The 15,051-nt window shown below is 73.9% G+C and carries 15 protein-coding genes; 5 read left to right on the top strand and 10 right to left on the bottom strand.

All coding sequences use genetic code 11. The features are described from left to right. Positions 1-134: 134 nt before the first annotated feature. The 3 genes from ACFO4E_RS07785 to ACFO4E_RS07775 all read right to left on the bottom strand — a co-directional run bounded on the left by ACFO4E_RS07785 (position 135) and on the right by ACFO4E_RS07775 (position 3,215). Positions 135-1,082 (bottom strand): VWA domain-containing protein, encoded by a 948-nt coding sequence (locus tag ACFO4E_RS07785; RefSeq protein ID WP_378572372.1) that lies wholly within the window; start codon positions 1,080-1,082, stop codon positions 135-137. A gap of 75 nt (positions 1,083-1,157) precedes the next feature. Then, positions 1,158-2,132: a DUF58 domain-containing protein gene (locus ACFO4E_RS07780; RefSeq protein ID WP_378572371.1), complete on the bottom strand. Its 975-nt coding sequence runs from the start codon at positions 2,130-2,132 to the stop codon at positions 1,158-1,160. Positions 2,133-2,138: 6 nt separating this feature from the next. Beyond that, the gene (locus tag ACFO4E_RS07775) at positions 2,139-3,215 is read right to left on the bottom strand and encodes an AAA family ATPase (RefSeq protein WP_378572370.1); all 1,077 of its coding nucleotides are present in this window, start codon (positions 3,213-3,215) and stop codon (positions 2,139-2,141) included. Between the two features lie 154 nt (positions 3,216-3,369). Between ACFO4E_RS07775 and ACFO4E_RS07770 the strand changes: the two genes are divergently transcribed. From ACFO4E_RS07770 to ACFO4E_RS07760, 3 genes are all read left to right on the top strand, one after another. Beyond that, on the top strand, positions 3,370-4,122 hold the full coding sequence (locus ACFO4E_RS07770) for a hypothetical protein (protein ID WP_378572369.1): 753 nt from the start codon (positions 3,370-3,372) through the stop codon (positions 4,120-4,122). Positions 4,123-4,199: 77 nt separating this feature from the next. Beyond that, complete coding sequence (locus ACFO4E_RS07765; protein ID WP_378572368.1) at positions 4,200-5,075, top strand: SDR family oxidoreductase; 876 nt, start codon at positions 4,200-4,202, stop codon at positions 5,073-5,075. Between the two features lie 176 nt (positions 5,076-5,251). Next, positions 5,252-5,557 (top strand): 4a-hydroxytetrahydrobiopterin dehydratase, encoded by a 306-nt coding sequence (locus ACFO4E_RS07760; RefSeq protein ID WP_378572367.1) that lies wholly within the window; start codon positions 5,252-5,254, stop codon positions 5,555-5,557. Between the two features lie 151 nt (positions 5,558-5,708). Here ACFO4E_RS07760 and ACFO4E_RS07755 read toward each other — a convergent pair whose 3' ends face one another. After that, complete coding sequence (locus ACFO4E_RS07755) at positions 5,709-7,328, bottom strand: AMP-binding protein (protein WP_378572366.1); 1,620 nt, start codon at positions 7,326-7,328, stop codon at positions 5,709-5,711. A 350-nt stretch (positions 7,329-7,678) separates the two neighbouring features. Here ACFO4E_RS07755 and ACFO4E_RS07750 point away from each other — a divergent pair, with 350 nt between their 5' ends. Continuing rightward, a complete protein-coding gene (locus ACFO4E_RS07750) occupies positions 7,679-8,692 on the top strand; it encodes an acyltransferase domain-containing protein (RefSeq protein WP_378572365.1) in 1,014 nt (337 codons plus the stop codon). 71 nt (positions 8,693-8,763) lie between these two features. On the opposite strand, the gene ACFO4E_RS07745 is transcribed toward ACFO4E_RS07750, so the two are convergent. From ACFO4E_RS07745 to ACFO4E_RS07720, 6 genes are all read right to left on the bottom strand, one after another. Further along, the gene (locus tag ACFO4E_RS07745) at positions 8,764-9,456 is read right to left on the bottom strand and encodes an ATP-binding cassette domain-containing protein (protein ID WP_378572364.1); all 693 of its coding nucleotides are present in this window, start codon (positions 9,454-9,456) and stop codon (positions 8,764-8,766) included. 1 nt (position 9,457) lies between these two features. Further along, positions 9,458-10,249 carry an urea ABC transporter ATP-binding protein UrtD gene (gene urtD / locus ACFO4E_RS07740; protein WP_378572363.1) on the bottom strand — a complete coding sequence of 264 codons (792 nt, stop codon included), beginning with the start codon at positions 10,247-10,249 and terminating at the stop codon, positions 9,458-9,460. Further along, positions 10,246-11,403, bottom strand: a complete 1,158-nt coding sequence (gene urtC / locus ACFO4E_RS07735; protein WP_378572362.1) for an urea ABC transporter permease subunit UrtC — start codon at positions 11,401-11,403, stop codon at positions 10,246-10,248. The genes urtD and urtC overlap by 4 nt, the downstream gene beginning before the upstream one ends. Further along, entirely contained in the window at positions 11,400-12,287 is an 888-nt protein-coding gene (gene urtB / locus ACFO4E_RS07730) for an urea ABC transporter permease subunit UrtB (RefSeq protein ID WP_378572361.1), read from the bottom strand. Before urtB ends, urtC begins: the two co-directional genes overlap by 4 nt. 122 nt (positions 12,288-12,409) lie before the next feature. Continuing rightward, on the bottom strand, positions 12,410-13,636 hold the full coding sequence (gene urtA / locus ACFO4E_RS07725) for an urea ABC transporter substrate-binding protein (protein WP_378572360.1): 1,227 nt from the start codon (positions 13,634-13,636) through the stop codon (positions 12,410-12,412). A gap of 136 nt (positions 13,637-13,772) precedes the next feature. Then, positions 13,773-13,973: a hypothetical protein gene (locus ACFO4E_RS07720; RefSeq protein WP_378572359.1), complete on the bottom strand. Its 201-nt coding sequence runs from the start codon at positions 13,971-13,973 to the stop codon at positions 13,773-13,775. Between the two features lie 182 nt (positions 13,974-14,155). Between ACFO4E_RS07720 and ACFO4E_RS07715 the strand changes: the two genes are divergently transcribed. Next, on the top strand, positions 14,156-14,719 hold the full coding sequence (locus ACFO4E_RS07715; RefSeq protein WP_378572358.1) for a hemerythrin domain-containing protein: 564 nt from the start codon (positions 14,156-14,158) through the stop codon (positions 14,717-14,719). Positions 14,720-15,051 lie beyond the last annotated feature (332 nt).

The raw sequence follows: 15,051 nt of genomic DNA, 5'->3' as shown, positions 1-15,051 counted from the left end.
GAGGGCACCGCGACGAGGCGGCCCCCGCCCTCCGGCGCGCCCCGGAGGGGCGGCGCCCCTTGCGGCCCGCAGACGGGCGCCGGTCGCCGGCGCGGAGCGCGCCGACGGGAAAGCCGGGGGCTGGCCGGATCAGGTCAGGGCAGGCGCTGGAACCACGCCAGAGAGGTCACCGCGGTGGCCGTGCCGAGCACCAGGGCCGCCAGCACGAACCAGTGGACGATCTCCTGGTCGACGGTCTCGCTGCCCAGGGAGGAGCCGATGTCGGCGTAGACGTCGCTCAGCTCGCCCTCGGACTCCGCCTCGTAGAAGTGCCCGCCGGTCCCCTCGGCCAGCCGCTCCAGCGCCTCCTTGTCGATGTCGGCCTCGACCGGCTCGCCGTTGATCTCGATGATCGCCGCGCCGGTCCCGAAGGCGATCGTCGACACCGGGACCTCGGTGTCGCCCGCTTCGCGGCTGGCCGCCGTGATGGGCCGCCCGCTGGTGTTCTCCCCGTCGGACAGCAGCACCACGGCGGAGGGCGGCGGGTTCTCGCCCGCCTCCTCGTCGAAGGAGGTGATCGACTGGAGCGAGGTGAACACGCCCTCGCCGATCGCCGTGCCCGGCGACATCTGGAGGTTCGCGATGGAGTCGACCACCGCGCGGTGGTCCTGAGTGGGGGACGACACCACGCTGGCCGCCGAGGAGAACGCGACCAGCCCCACATTGAACCGGTCGGGGAGGGACTCGACGAACCCCTGCGCGGACTCCTTGGCGGCGGTCAGCCGGTCGGGCGCGACATCGGTGGCCGCCATGGACGGCGACACGTCCATGGCGATGATGATCGTGGCGCGCTCACGCGGCACCTCCACCGGCATCGCCGGCCGCGCCATGGCCGCGATCAGCACCACCAGGGTTAGGCAGAACAGCGTGGCCGGGACGTGCCGGCGCCACTCCGGGCGGCGCGGCGCCACATGGTCGAGCAGCGCCAGGTTGGTGAACCGCAGCGTGTAGTCCTTGCGGCGGTACTGCAACAGGACGTACACGGCGACGAGGGCGGCGAAGGGCAGCAGCAGCCACAGCCAGCCAAGGGACAGGAAGCTCACCCGTGGTCCTTTCCGCGTGGGTCGTGCAGGGGGCTGTGGGTCGGTGGGCGCCGGCCCGCGGGCGGGCCGGCGCGGTCAGCGTGGGATCGCCGGCGTGTGCCGCGCGAGCCGGTGGGCCGTGCGCCGCTGCTCGACCACGAACCGGGCCATGTCCACGATCCAGTCCCGGTCGGTGCGCAACACGAGGTGCGGTACGCCGCACCGGCGCAATCCGGCCTGGACGGCCGAGCGCTGCGCCAAGGCGGCCTGCCGGTAGTCGTGCCGCACCCGGGGCGTGAGCGCGACCTCGCGCACCCGCCCGGACTCGGGGTCCTGCATCGTGACCAATCCTATGTCGGGGAGATCGAGTTCACGGGGGTCGATGACCTCGATCGCGATCACCTGGTGACGGGTCGTGAGGCTGCGCAGGGGGCGCTCCCACGACGCGGGCTCGGCGGACGATGTCCCCGGCGGCGTGTCCAGGAAGTCGGAGATCACCACCCGCAGGCCCCGCCGCGTGCGCGTGCGCGCCAGGTCGGTGAGCGCGTCGCCGAGCGCCGCGCCCTCGGAGCCGCCGGGGTCGGTGCGCGGCGCCGCGGCCACGGTGGCCATCAGCGACAGCAGGGCCGCCTTGCCCGACCGGGCCGGCCACCTGCGGATACGGCCCCGGTGCAGGAAGTGCGCGCCGAAGCGGTCGCCGACGCGCTGGGTGAGGACGTTCACGGCCGCCAGCGCGCCGATGGCGATGTCGCGCTTCTCCTGGCGGCCGGTGCCGAAGTCCATGCTCGCGGACAGGTCCAGCAGGGTCCAGCTCTCCAGCTCGCGGTCCGCCACGAGGTCGCGCACGTGCGGGCTGGTGGTGCGCGCGGTCACCGACCAGTCCATCAGCCGGACGTCGTCCTCGCCGGCCTGGTACAGCCGGGCCTCGGCGGGCTCGCTGCCCGGCCCGAGCCGCAGGCCCAGGTGCTCGCCGTGCAGCAGCCCCTCAAGGCGGCGCACCACGCGCAGGTCGAGGTGGTGCAGGGCGGAGTGCAGGCGCGGGTCGAGTCCGCGCGAGGCCGGCGTGCGCATCGCGGCCTACCTGGCGGCCATCGCGGTCTGCTCGCCGCTGGAGGGGTCGTCCCAGATCACCCGGGGCGGCGGGACCGCGGCGAGGACCCGGTCGACGATCTGGGTGGTGGTGACGCCGTCGGCCAGCGCGTCGAAGGACAGCACCAGCCGGTGGGCCATGACATCGCGCGCCAGCACGCGCACATCCTCGGGCAGCACGTAGTCGCGCCCGCGGATCAGCGCGAGCGCCCGGGACGCGGCCACCAGGCCCAGCGTCGCGCGCGGGCTCGCCCCGACCTCCAGCACCCGGCGCAGCTCCGGGACGCCGTAGTTCTCGGGCTCGCGGGTGGCCATGACCAGCCGCACCACGTAGTCGGCGATGAGCTGGTGCACGTGCACCCGTTCGGCGTCGTGCTGGAGCTCGCGCAGCGTCACCGGGTCGAGGATCTGGTGGGCCTCGGGCGGCGCGGCGCTCATCCGGCGCAGGATCTCCATCTCCTCGTGCGCGCGCGGGTGCGGCACGATCACCTTCATCAGGAACCGGTCGCGCTGGGCCTCGGGCAGCGGGTAGACGCCCTCGGACTCCACCGGGTTCTGGGTGGCGATCACCACGAAGGGGTCCGGCAGCCGGTAGGTGGTGCCGCCCAGCGACACCTGCTTCTCGGCCATGACCTCCAGCAGCGAGGACTGGACCTTCGCCGGCGCCCGGTTGATCTCGTCGGCCAGGACGAAGTTGGCGAACACCGGCCCCAGTTCGACGTCGAACTGCTCGGTGGAGGGGTGGTAGATGCGCGTGCCGACGATGTCGGAGGGCACGAGGTCGGGCGTGAACTGCACTCGGGCGAACGACCCGCCGGTGACCTTGGCCAGGGTCGAGACCGCCAGGGTCTTGGCGATCCCCGGCACGCCCTCCAACAGGCAGTGCCCGCGGGCGATCAGCGCCACCATCGTGCGCTCCACCATCTGGTCCTGGCCCACGATGACGGTGGAGACCTCCTGCATGGCGGCGCGCAGGAGGCGTGTGGGCTCGCCGACGCCGCCGGACGCGGCGGCCCGGTGCTCGCGGCCGTCGTCGCCTCCAGGCGCGGTGTCGTTTTCCGGCATGAGTCCACCCTTTCACCGAACGGTGCCGCCCCCACGGTGCCGCCGCCGGGTACGTTGGTCACGCATCGGTGATGCTACCCGTTCGAACCGTATGCGACCGGTCAATGCGGGACCGATCGGTGCCCGTGGCACAGGGGGAATGAGGAGGACGAGCGTGCCGCTAGAGGACGCCGACCCACGTCAGCTCGGGGCCTACCGGCTGAGTGACCGGGTCAGCACCACACCGGAAGGTGTGGTGTACAGCGCGCGCGACTCCCGCGGGCGCCCGGTGAGCGTCGCGATGCTCAGCGCCGGCGCGGCGGCCGACCCCGCCGCGCGCGACCGGTTCGTCGCCGCCGTGCACAAGGGTGTCGGCGTGTCGGGGTCGCCCAAGGTACTGGCGTCCAACACCAGCGGCTCCGCCGCGTCGTGGGTGGCCGTGAGCGGCGGCGGGGACCGGGCGGGGGCGTTCCTCACCCCGGTCGGCGTCGGCGGCGCGGCGGACACCGGAGGGCCCTCCTACGCCCCGTACTGGGCCACGGGCTCCCAGGCGCCCGCCGCGGCCCGGTGGTCGTGGGCCGGCCGGGGGCCCGGGGGCCGCGGCTCGACCGAGACCGGCCCGACGTGGCGGGTGGTCGTGGCGCTGCTGCTGGTGCTGCTGCTGTTCATCGCGATCCTGCTGATGCTGTTCATGTGGCTGTCGGGGCTGGCGCAGGAGGAGACCCCGCCGCCGCCACCCAGCCCCTCGCCCTCCCCGTCCCCCTCGCCGGAGTCGGCGTCGCCCTCGCCCTCGCCCTCGGACGGCGCCAGCCCCAGCGCCGACCCGTCCTCCTCGCCGAGCATCGAGCCCTCCAGCGACGTCCCCACCGTCGAGCTCGATGAGGACGAGTTCACCGATTTCCCGGCCGAGCCGAGCGACCAGGCGTGACCCGCCGGTCGGCCGGCCGCGGCGCCCCCGGTGGAAAACGCGATGACAGCGCGTGACCCGACCGGGATCCTGGGGGCATGACGCATCCACAGGAGCCGGTCGTGCCGGTCCACCACCCCGATCTCCACGAGCTGGCCCGCGACCCGCTGCCGCTGCGCGGCCGCTCGGCGCTGGTCACCGGCGCCAGCAGGCGCGCGGGCATCGGCTACGCGGTGGCCCGCCGGCTCGCCGCCTACGGCGCCGATGTGATGTGCCACCACCACCGGGCCCACGACGAGGACCAGCCGTGGGGCGGCGACGATCTCGGCGCGGTCCTGGCGGGCGTGCGCGAGGCCGCCGGGCCCGGCGGCGGGCGCGTGGCCGACATCGGCGCCGACATGGCCGACCCCGGTGCGCCGCGCGAGGTCGTCGACGCCGCCGTCGCGGCCTTCGGCCGCCTCGACATCCTGGTGTGCAACCACGCCCGCAGCGGGGGCGACGCCGCCCTGGCCGGCGTCACCGCCGGCATGCTCGACGCCCACTACGCCGTCGACGCCCGCTCGCCGCTGCTGCTGGCGCAGGCGTTCGCCGCCCGCCACGACGACGGCCGCGAGGGCGGGCGGGTGGTCTTCATGACCTCGGGACAGGGCCAGGGACCCATGCCCGGCGAGGTGGCCTACGCGGCGGCGAAGGGAGCGCTGGCGGCCATCACCCTCACCATCGCCGAGGAGCTGGCCGACCGCCGCATCACCGTCAACACCGTCAACCCCGGCCCCGTGCAGACCGGCTACCTCACCGAGGACGCCTGGCGGTGGCTGCGCCCGATGTTCCCCGCCGGCCGGTACGGCTTCCCGGACGACCCCGCGCGGCTCATCGCCTGGCTGGCCACCGACGAGGCCCGCTGGATCACCGGCCAGGTGATCGACACCGAGGGCGGGTTCGCACGCTGGCGGGCGGGCGCGCCCGAGACGTGACCGGCCGCACCGGCGTGCGGGCCACGCGCCCGCCCGCGGGCGGGCGGCGGGTGCCGGGCGGATCCGCCGTGCGGGCCGGCGGGCGGGGTGCCGGGCGGCCGGACGGTTGTCCCGCCGTCGCGGGGTAGGTACCCCCGGAGACGGCCGCAGGTGCCGAGGGGGCGAGGGAGACCACCATGACGTTGCTCGACGAACAGCAGATCACCGAGGGCCTGGAGCGCCTGGACGGCTGGGAGTGGGACCGCGAGCGCGCCGAGATCCGGCGGACCGTGGAGCTGCCGGACTTCATGGGCGGCGTCCACCTGGTGACCGCGGTCGCGTATGCGGCCGAAGAGGCCGACCACCATCCCGACATCGACATCCGCTACACCAAGGTCACCTTCCACCAGACCACGCACGTGGCCGGCGGGGTCACGCTCGCCGACTTCGAACTGGCCGCCCGGATCGACGAGCTCATCGAGGCGGCGATCCCCGGCGAGTGATCCGCGGCGGCCCGGGCACGGCCCCGGGCCGCGCGCCATCGCCGCCGCGCCCGGGGCCGTGACCCGTGGCGCGGCGGGGGACCCCGCCGCCCGGTGACGAGAGCCGCACCGGCCGGACCGGCGGCGCTCAGTGGCGCGGGAAAGGGGTCGTTCAGCCCGTCCGGCGGAGCCGGGCCCGGCGGATCTTCCCCGACGGGGTCTTGGGCAGGTTCTCGGCGAAGGTGATCCGGCGGGGGTAGGCGTGTGCCGCGAACCGGGTGCGCACGATGTCGCGCAGGTCGTCGGCGAGTTCGTCCCCGGCCCGCCAGCCCTCGTTGAGGACCACGGTGGCGGCCACCACCTGGCCGCGCAGCTCGTCGGGGACGCCGTAGACCGCGCTCTCGGCGACCGCGGGGTGCTCCAGCAGCGCCGTTTCGACGTCGAAGGGTCCGATGCGGTAGCCCGACATCAGGATGGCGTCGTCGTCGCGCGAGGAGAAGTAGAGGTAGCCGTCGCGGTCGCGGCTCCCGGTGTCGCCGGTGAGGAACCAGTGGCCGTCGGGGGTGAAGCGGGCGGCGGTCGCGGCGGGGTTGCCGAGGTAGCCCGTGAACCACATGGCCGGGCTGCCCTTGACGTCCACCGCCACGCGGCCGAACCCGCCGGGCGGGGCCTCGTGGTCGGCGATCTGGTCCAGCACGGTCACCGACCAGCCGGGCAGGGCGGTCCCCAGCGACGCCGGCCGCAGGTCGGTGGCGACGGCGTCGTGGCCGTGGTGTCCCACGCACATGCCCAGCTCGCTCTGGCCGTAGTGGTCGTGGACCGGGACGCCGAAGCGGTCGGTGGCCCAGTCGACGACGTCGGGACCGAGCGGTTCACCGGCGCTGGAGAGGCGGCGGACCGCGATCTCGGGCGGCAGGGTCTTCACGGTCGCGCGCAGCGAACGGTAGACCGTGGGCGAGGCGGCCAGGTTGGTGACGCCGTAGGTGGCGAGCACGTCGAGGGTGAGTTCGGGGTCGAACCCGGCCCGCAGCTGGAGGGTGCGCTGCCCGGCCAGCAGCGGGGAGACGAGCCCGTGGTAGAGGCCGTAGGCCCAGCCGGGGTCGGCGGTGTTCCAGTAGACGTCGTCGTCGCGGACGTCGAGGGCGTAGTGGTGGTAGGCGTGCATGGCCGCCAGCGCCCGCACCGGAACGGGGACGGCCTTGGGCGGCCCGGCGGTGCCCGAGGTGTGCAGGAGGATGAAGGGGGAGTCGCCGCCCACGGCGGCCGCCGGCGGCTCCGCCGTGCCGGACGCGGCGAGGGAGGCGAGGGTGTGGTCGCCCTCGCGCAGCGGGGTCCCGCCGGTGGTGGCGATCCGCCAGGGCGGGTCGGCCGGCATGTCGCGGCCGGGCTCCAGCTTGGGGCGCTGGTCGTCGTCGCAGACGATCAGGCGGACCGCCGGGTGCAGCAGGCGGTGGGCGATGGCCGAGGGCGCGAACGCGGTGAACAAGGGGACGTGCACCGCCCCCAGGCGCCAGACCGCCATGGCGGTGACGGCGAAGTCGATGCCCTTGCCCAGGAGCGTGGCGACGTGGTCGCCAGGGCCGATACCCAGGTGCGCCATCCCGGCGGCCACCCGGCCGGAGCGCTCGGCGAGTTCACCGTAGGTGAGATCGCGCGGCCGGAGATCGGGCCCGATCTCGGTGACGGCGACGGCGTCGGCAGGGTGGCGGTCGCAGAGCAGTCGGGCCACCGACGCGGTGGGTGAGCCGTAGGTGGCGAGCCAGTCGCGTATCTGCTGCGCCGGTTCGGGCATCGGTGGTGGTCCTCTTTCCAGTGGAATGCGGGGTTGGTAGCGCCCCTCCCAGAATATGCCCCGGGATGTGAACCCGCCCTCACCATGTAGCGACGAGGGTCTCACCCCGCGTGAGCACGCCCTGAGGACCGGCCGCGCGATCAGCGCGAACGACCGCGGACGCGGGCCGTTGGCCGCCCCGGGGGCCGGAAACGCCGGACGTTTCGGGGGCGGGTGGGGGGTCCGGTGCGGTGCCGTCTGGGTGGTGTCGTGCCTGGTGGGAGCGCTGCCGCGCGCAGCCGTTCTCGGGACCAGGGCCGAGGGGGTGCGCCGGGCGTTCCCGGTTCCCTCGGGCGGGCCAATATATGGGGATGGACGCTGCTGCTGTGGTCGACAGGTTCGGTCTGGACGAGTCCGCGCGCGTGTGGCTGGAGGAGGCCGCCGCGCTGCCGTTGCCGGAGGGGGGTGTGCCGCTGCCGGTCCGGGCACGGGCGGCGGAGGCGCTGGCTCCGTTCGCGCCGTCGCGACGCGATGCCGCGGAGCTGATCGAGGCGTGGCCGGACCCCGCCTGGCCCGTGGAACTGTGGTGGCTGCTGGAGCGTATGTACGCCCGGGTGGCCGCGGACCTCGCCGAAGGGCGCCGTGAGTGGCGCTCCTGGCCGAACCTGATCGCCGCCGAGGACGTGCGGGTGCGCTGCGCCGTCGTCTACGCGCTGGCCGCCGCGGTTCCGCTGCTGGAGGCCGTCTACGACCGCCACGGTGTGCCGGAGGAGGTACGGGCGGCCACCCTCCGCGACATCGGGCGCCACATCGGCCACAGCCGCGCCATGTTCGGCCGGCTGGGGCTGGAGACCGTGACGTGGGCGGCGCTGCACTTCCGGGCGGGCCTCTACGAGCTGGGGCGGCTGCAATACGAACCCGCCACCCTGTCCACCGCGGGTGCGGTCAGGTGGTACGGCTCCGGTGCGGCCGCCGGCCTGGGGCCGGAACTGGCCGAGGGCGCGCCCGCGCTGCGCCTGCACATCCCCGTGGGCGGTCCGCTGGACGCCCCGAGCGTCCAGCGCTCGCTGGACGCGGCCCGCGGGTTCTTCCGCTCCTGCTTCGCCGCCGACTACCCCGTGGCGACCTGCACCTCGTGGCTGCTGGACCCGCAACTGGCCGACCACCTGCCCGAGTCCTCCAACATCCTCGCCTTCCAGCGCAGGTTCACCCTCGTGGAGGCGGACGCGCCCGGAGACGCCGATGTCTTCCGCTTCGTGTTCCGGATGGCCGAGGTCGACCCCGCCCGCACCCCCGCCCGCACCACGCTGGAGCGCGCCGCGGCCGGCCTCGTGCGGTCGGGCGGCTCCTGGCGGGTGCGCACGGGGTGGCTCCGGCTCGCCTGACCGGCGGCCGCTGTCGGTGCCGGCTCCGACCGGCACCGACAGCGGAGGACCCGCCCGCCGGGCCGCGCGCATCAGATCGCGAGCAGCCGCTGGGCGCCCGCTGTGTCCAGCTCCGCGCGCGGGCCCGCGCGGATCACCCGGCCGGCGTCCAGCACCGTGATGCTGTCGGCCAGCCGCAGCGCCACGTCGAGGTACTGCTCGACGAGCAGCACGGCCACCCCGTCGCCGGCGATGGCGGCGACGGCCTCCTCGATCTCGGCCACGATGGAGGGCTGGATGCCCTCGGTGGGTTCGTCCAGGATGAGCAGGGCGGGCCGGGTGACCAGGGCGCGGGCGATCGCGAGCTGCTGGGCCTGTCCTCCCGAGAGCAGCCCCGCCCGGCGCTCCAGCAGCGGGGCCAGCCTCGGGAACAGCTCCAGCGTCCGGTCGATCGCCTCGGGTCGTGCCCGCCCGGCCGCCTCGCGCGCGACCTGGAGGTTCTGGAGCACCGTGAGCGGGGCGAAGGACGCGTGCCCCTGCGGCGCGTAGCCCATACCGGCGCGCACCCGCGCATGGGCGGGCGCGCGGGTGACATCGGCGCCGTCGAAGGAGATCCGGCCCGCGGTCGCGGGGATCAGGCCCGCGACGGTGTTGAGCAGGGTGCTCTTGCCAACCCCGTTGCGCCCCATCACGCAGGTGACGCTCCCCGGCTCCGCGGTGAGGTCGACATCGAAGAGCACTTGGGCGCGGCCGTAGCCCGAGCACAGGCCGTGGACGGTCAGCATGTCAGCGTCCCTCCTCGTTCGCGGCGGCGGCCACCGGGCCGGCGGCGCCGGATCCGGCGCCACCGCGGCCCAGGTAGACCTCCTGCACCCGCGGGTCGGCCTGTACTTCGGCGACGGTGCCCTCGGTGAGGACGCGGCCCTCGTGCAGCACGGTGACGTCGCGCGCGTAGCGGCGCAGGAAGTCCATGTCGTGCTCGACGACGATGACGGTGTGGTCGGCGGCGATCTCGGTGAGCAGTTCGCCGGTCCGCTGCCGCTCGTCGGCGTTCATGCCGGCCACCGGCTCGTCCAGCAGGAGCAGCCGCGGGTCCTGGGCCAGCAGCATGGCGATCTCCAGCCATTGCCGCCGGCCGTGGGAGAGGGTGCCGGCGCGGTGGTCGGCCAAGGCGGCGAGGCCCACGCGGTCCAGGACGGCGGCGACGGGACCGCTCAGGCCGCGCCTGCGGCGCAGCAGCCCGATGGGGCTCATCCGGAACGACGCCGCGAGGTCGACGTTGTCGGCGACGGTCAGCTCCTCGAAGACCACGGCGGTCTGGAAGGTGCGGCCGATGCCGGCGCGCACCACGCGGTGCTCCCCGCGCCGCGTCAGCCGTCGGCCCGCGAAGGCGACGGTGCCGGAGGTGGGCCGGGTGCGGCCGGTGACGACGTCGATGAGGGTGGTCTTGCCCGCCCCGTTGGGGCCGATGAGGAAGCGCAGCTCACCCTCGCCGACGGTCAGGTCGATGCCGTCGAGCGCGGTGAAGTCGCCGAAGACGACGCGGATGCCGGACAGTTCCAGGAGTGGGGTGCTCATCTGGTCCCTTCGGTGGCCGGGGAGTTCGGGGACGCGGGTGCCGCGGGTGCCGGGGAGGGCGCGGCCGGCCACCGGGCGCGCAGGCGCTCGGCGGACGCGCGGGCGATGCCCGCCAGCCCTCCGGGCGCGAGCGCGATCACCAGGACGAACAGTGCGCCCTGGAGGTAGAGCCAGCCGCCCGCGAAGGCCTCGGAGAACGTGGTCTGCGCGGCGTTCACCAGCACGGCGCCGGCCGCGGCCCCGGCCAGGCTGTACCGGCCGCCGATCGCCACGGCCAGCACCAGCATCAGCGAGGGGACCACCCCCAGCAGGGAGGGCGAGATGATGCCCATGACCGGCACGAACAGCGCCCCGCCCACACCCGCGGCCATGGCCGACAGGGTGTAGGCGACGGTCTTGATCCAGGTCGGGTCGTAGCCGAGGAACCGCACCCGGTCCTCGCCGTCGCGCACGGCGATCAGCAGCGCCCCGTAGCGACTGCGGGCGACCTGGCGGAACAGCAGGTACACCCCTGCCAGGGCGAGGACCGTGAGCACGTAGAGGCCCTGCTGCGCCTCGGGGCGGTAGAGGTCGATCCCGGCGAAGACCGGGAAGTCGGTCAGCCCGTTGGAGCCGCCGGTCAGGTGCTGGCGGCCGATGAGCAGGATGACGAATGCCGCGGCCAGCGCCTGGTTGAGGATCGCGAAGTAGGCGCCGCGCACACGCTGGCGGAAGACCGCCCAGCCCAGCAGCGCCGCGACGGCACCCGGAACGAGGACCGCGGCGGCGAGGGCGAACACCGGGTCGGCGAAGGGCCGCCAGAAGAGGGGCAGCTCGGTCAGCCCGCTCCAGGACATGAACTGCGGCAGCGCGCCGGGATCGAGCGGATCGGCCGCGGAGTTGGCCAGGGTGAGGTGCATGGCCATGGCGTAGCCGCCCAGGCCGAAGTAGACGCCGTGGCCCAGGGTGAGCATGCCGCCGCGCCCCCACGCCAGCGCGATGCCCACGGCGACGATCGCGTAGCACAGGTACTGGGCGAGCAGGTTGAGCCGGAACGGCTGCATCACCAGCGGCAGGACCAGGACGGCGGTGAGGAGCAGGACGGTGAACACCGCCGGGCCGCCCAGCCGCGCGAGGCGTCGGGCCGGGGCGGGGGCGGAAGGTGGAGACGTCACGTCAGGGCCCTCGTTCTCACGGTGAACAGTCCTTGCGGGCGCATCTGCAGGAAGGCGATGATCGCGGCGAAGACGACGACCTTGGCGAGGCTGGCGTCGCTCCAGAACTCCACGAGCGCGTTGAGCAGGCCCAGGGCGAACGCGGCGATCACGGTTCCGCGCAGCTGGCCCAGCCCGCCGATGACGACCACGAGGAACGCGTCGACGATGTAGTTGGTGCCCAGGGTGGGCCCCGTCGGCCCGATGAGGGTGAGCGCCACCCCGGCGATCCCGGCCAGACCGGAGCCGATGAAGAAGGTGGCGGCGTCCACGCGGCGCGTCGCGATGCCCGAGACCGCGGCGAGGTCGCGGTTGTGGATGACGGCCCGCATCTGCCGCCCCGGCCGGCTGCGGTTGAGGTAGTAGGCGATGGCGGCCACGCAGGCGATCGCCAGGGCGAGGATGAACAGCCGCGAATAGTGCAGCCGCACCCCGGCCAGGGTGATCCCGCCCGTCAGCCAGGCGGGCGCGGGGACGTCCACATTGGGTGCGCCGAACACGTCGCGCGCCAGCTGCTGGAGGACCAGTCCGATGCCGAAGGTGAGCAGCAGCGTGTCCAGGGGGCGGCCGTAGAAGTGCCGGATCACCCCCAGTTCGAGCAGCCAGCCCAGGGTCCCGGCGATCGCGAAGGCGGCGGGCAGGGCGATCACGAGCGCGGTCGAGGCCGGCAGGTGCACCCACGCCTGGAGCACATAGGCGGTGTAGGCGCCCACCATGATGAATTCGCCGTGGGCCATGTTGACCACGCCCATCTGGCCGAACGTGAAGTTCAGGCCCAACGCGGCGAGCAGCAGCACGGCGCCGATCGCCAGCCCGATCGGCAATTGGTTGACTATCGCGTCCATCGCATCTCTCTTGCCTTCCCGGGCGCCGGCCGGGAAGGCCGGGCACCCGGGGCGGGGGCGGGCAGGCGGACGCCGTTGTCCGTGCAGTGGGGGAGGGGGCGGGGGAGCCGGCGGAGAGGGCGTCAGCCGCCGCTGCCCGACAGGTCCCGCGCCCAGTCGTAGCCCTCCAGGAAGGGGTCGGGGGCGATCGGCTCGCCGGAGTCCCAGACCTGCTCGATCATGCCGTCCTCGCCGATCTCGCCGATCCGGGCGGTCTTGACCACGTGCTGGGTGGCGCCGTCGATGCTGATGTCGCCCTCGGGGGCCGCCAGCGCGATCCCGTCCAGGGCGGCGCGCACGTCGTCGACCTCGAAGCCGCCCGCCTCCTCCACGGCCTCGGCCCACAGGTACACGGCGTTGTAGGCCGACTGCATCGGGTCGGAGGTGACCCGGTCGTCGCCGTTGGCCTCCTGGAACGCGGACACGAACCCCTCGTTGGCGGGGGTGTCGGTGGTCTGGTAGTAGTTCCACGCCACGAGGTGGCCGGCGATGTTCTCGGCGCCGATGCCCTCGATCTCCTCCTCGGCCACGCTGACCGACAGCACGGGGGTGTCCTCGGCGCTCACCCCGGCCGAGCGCAGCTGCTGGAAGAAGCTGACGTTGGAGTCGCCGTTGAGGGTGTTGAACACGGCATCGGGCTCGGAATCGGCGATCCTGCCGGTGATCGTCGAGTACTCGGTGTGGCCCAGCGGGGTGTAGTCCTCGGCGACGATCTCCATGTCGTTGGCCTCGGCATAGGCCGTGATGATCTGGTTGGCGGTGCGCGGGAAGACGTAGTCGCTGCCCACCAGGTAGATCGAGGTGTGGCCCTGCTCCTTGAGGTAGTCCAGGGCCGGGACGATCTGCTGGTTGGTCGTGGCCCCCGTGTAGACGATGTTCTCCGACGCCTCCAGGCCCTCGTACTGCACCGGGTACCACAGCAGGCCGTTGTTGCGCTCGAAGACGGGGAGCATGGCCTTGCGCGACGCCGAGGTCCACCCGCCGAAGACCGTGGCCACCTGATCGGACTGCAGCAGCTTCTGGGCCTTCTCGGCGAACACCGCCTCGTCGGAGGCGCCGTCCTCGATCACGGGTTCGATCCGCCGGCCGAGCACGCCGCCGTCGGCGTTGATCTCGTCGATGGCGAGCTGGACGGCGTCGCGGACCGTCACCTCACTGATGGCCATGGTCCCCGAGAGGGAGTGGAGCATGCCGACCCTGACGGTGTCGTCGGTGACCCCGCCCGGACCGGCCGACCCGCACGCGGTGGCCGTGAGGGCCAGGGCGGCGAGTGCGGATGTGAGGGCGGCGCCGGTGCGCAATGAGCCCACGCGCGTCCACCTCCTTGGTGTCGTGTTTCATCTGGGGATACCAAGGGGGAGTCTCGCGCCGACCTGTTTCCCTACCGGTCTCGTCCGGTTACGCAGCCGTTTCCGGACGGTCCGGCGTGTGAACGGAGGTGGTCCGTTATTCGTCGGCGCGCGGGCCGTCGTCGTCGTGCTCGTCGACGGCCGACCAGCCCGCGGTGGTGATGCGCCCCCCGCCGGCGCAGTCGGGGCAGCGCCGCGGCACGACCATCTCCCCGGCGAGGTCGCCCCCGGCGTAGCCGACGACATTGACCCGCAGCCCGCTGCCCTGGCACGCGGGACACACGATCACGATCTCCATCCCCGCAGGATAGGCGCCGGGGCCGTGGGGGACGGGGAATCCGGGCGGATGGGGCGCTTCGAGCCGGGCGCGGACGCTCCGGGACGCCTCGGGGTGTGTGATCCCCGGCATCCGCGGGTAGCGGGAGGGTTCCGCCACGTCGCGTGGCGGTGCCGGCGTCCGCCCAGGGGGAAGGGGAGGATATGGCGCGCAACCTCATCACGCTGATCACCCGGGACCACCGCGAACTGGAACGGATGTTCCACCCGCTGGGCCGGGAGCCCGAGAAGCGGGAACGCCTGGTGCGCGAGGTGGCCGCGCGGTTCGTCGCCCACGGCAATGCGGCGGAGGAGTACCTGTACCCCGTGGCCGAGCACGAGGCGGGGGAGGTCGAGGGGGTCCGCGGCTGCGCCGCGGAGCACCACAAGGCGGAAGAGATCCTGGAGCGGCTGTCGGCCACCGATTGCGGCTCTCCGCTGTTCGACGACCGCCTGCACGAGCTGGTCGACGTCGTGCGCCGCCATGTCCGCCAGGAGGAGGACGAGATCCTGCCCGCCCTGGCCAAGGTCGTCAGCACCGAACGGCTGGAGGAGCTGGGCGCCGCCTTCGACCGCATGCGCCAGGAGGAGGTCCGCCGCATCCTGTCCGCGGGCAAGGCACCGCTGACGCGCGAGGAGCTCTACGAACAGGCGGAGAAGATGGGCATCGAAGGCCGCTCCCACATGAACCGCGAAGAGCTCGCCGAATCCCTCCAGCGCCGCAAGTGACCTCCGGGCCCCCGGGCCCGGCGGCAGGGCGGATCGGGCGACCGGTCGGGGGCCGGCGGGGACGAACGGCGCCGGCCGGCCGGTCCGCCCTCCCCGCCGAGCGGACGCGCGGGGCCGACATCCCTCCGCGCGCGCCACCCCGGCCTCCAGAGCCCCCGGGCGGCAGCGCCGCGGCGGTGCCCGGGCATCGGCGCCCTGTCCACCCCGCCCGCCCCCGGGTCCGGCCCCCGCCGTACCGTGTCCGGGGACCGGAGGAAGGGGCGCGATCCCGCCGGTGCCACAATGTCCCGCGGGTGTCGCGGGCTCCGCGGCCACGGCGGGCGGGGAGGCTC

This window comes from Nocardiopsis mangrovi (genome assembly GCF_042653925.1).
GTDB classification, from domain to species: Bacteria; Actinomycetota; Actinomycetes; order Streptosporangiales; family Streptosporangiaceae; genus Nocardiopsis_B; species Nocardiopsis_B mangrovi.
Note: the sequence above shows the minus strand (reverse complement) of the source record. Positions and strands in the feature narration are given on the sequence as shown.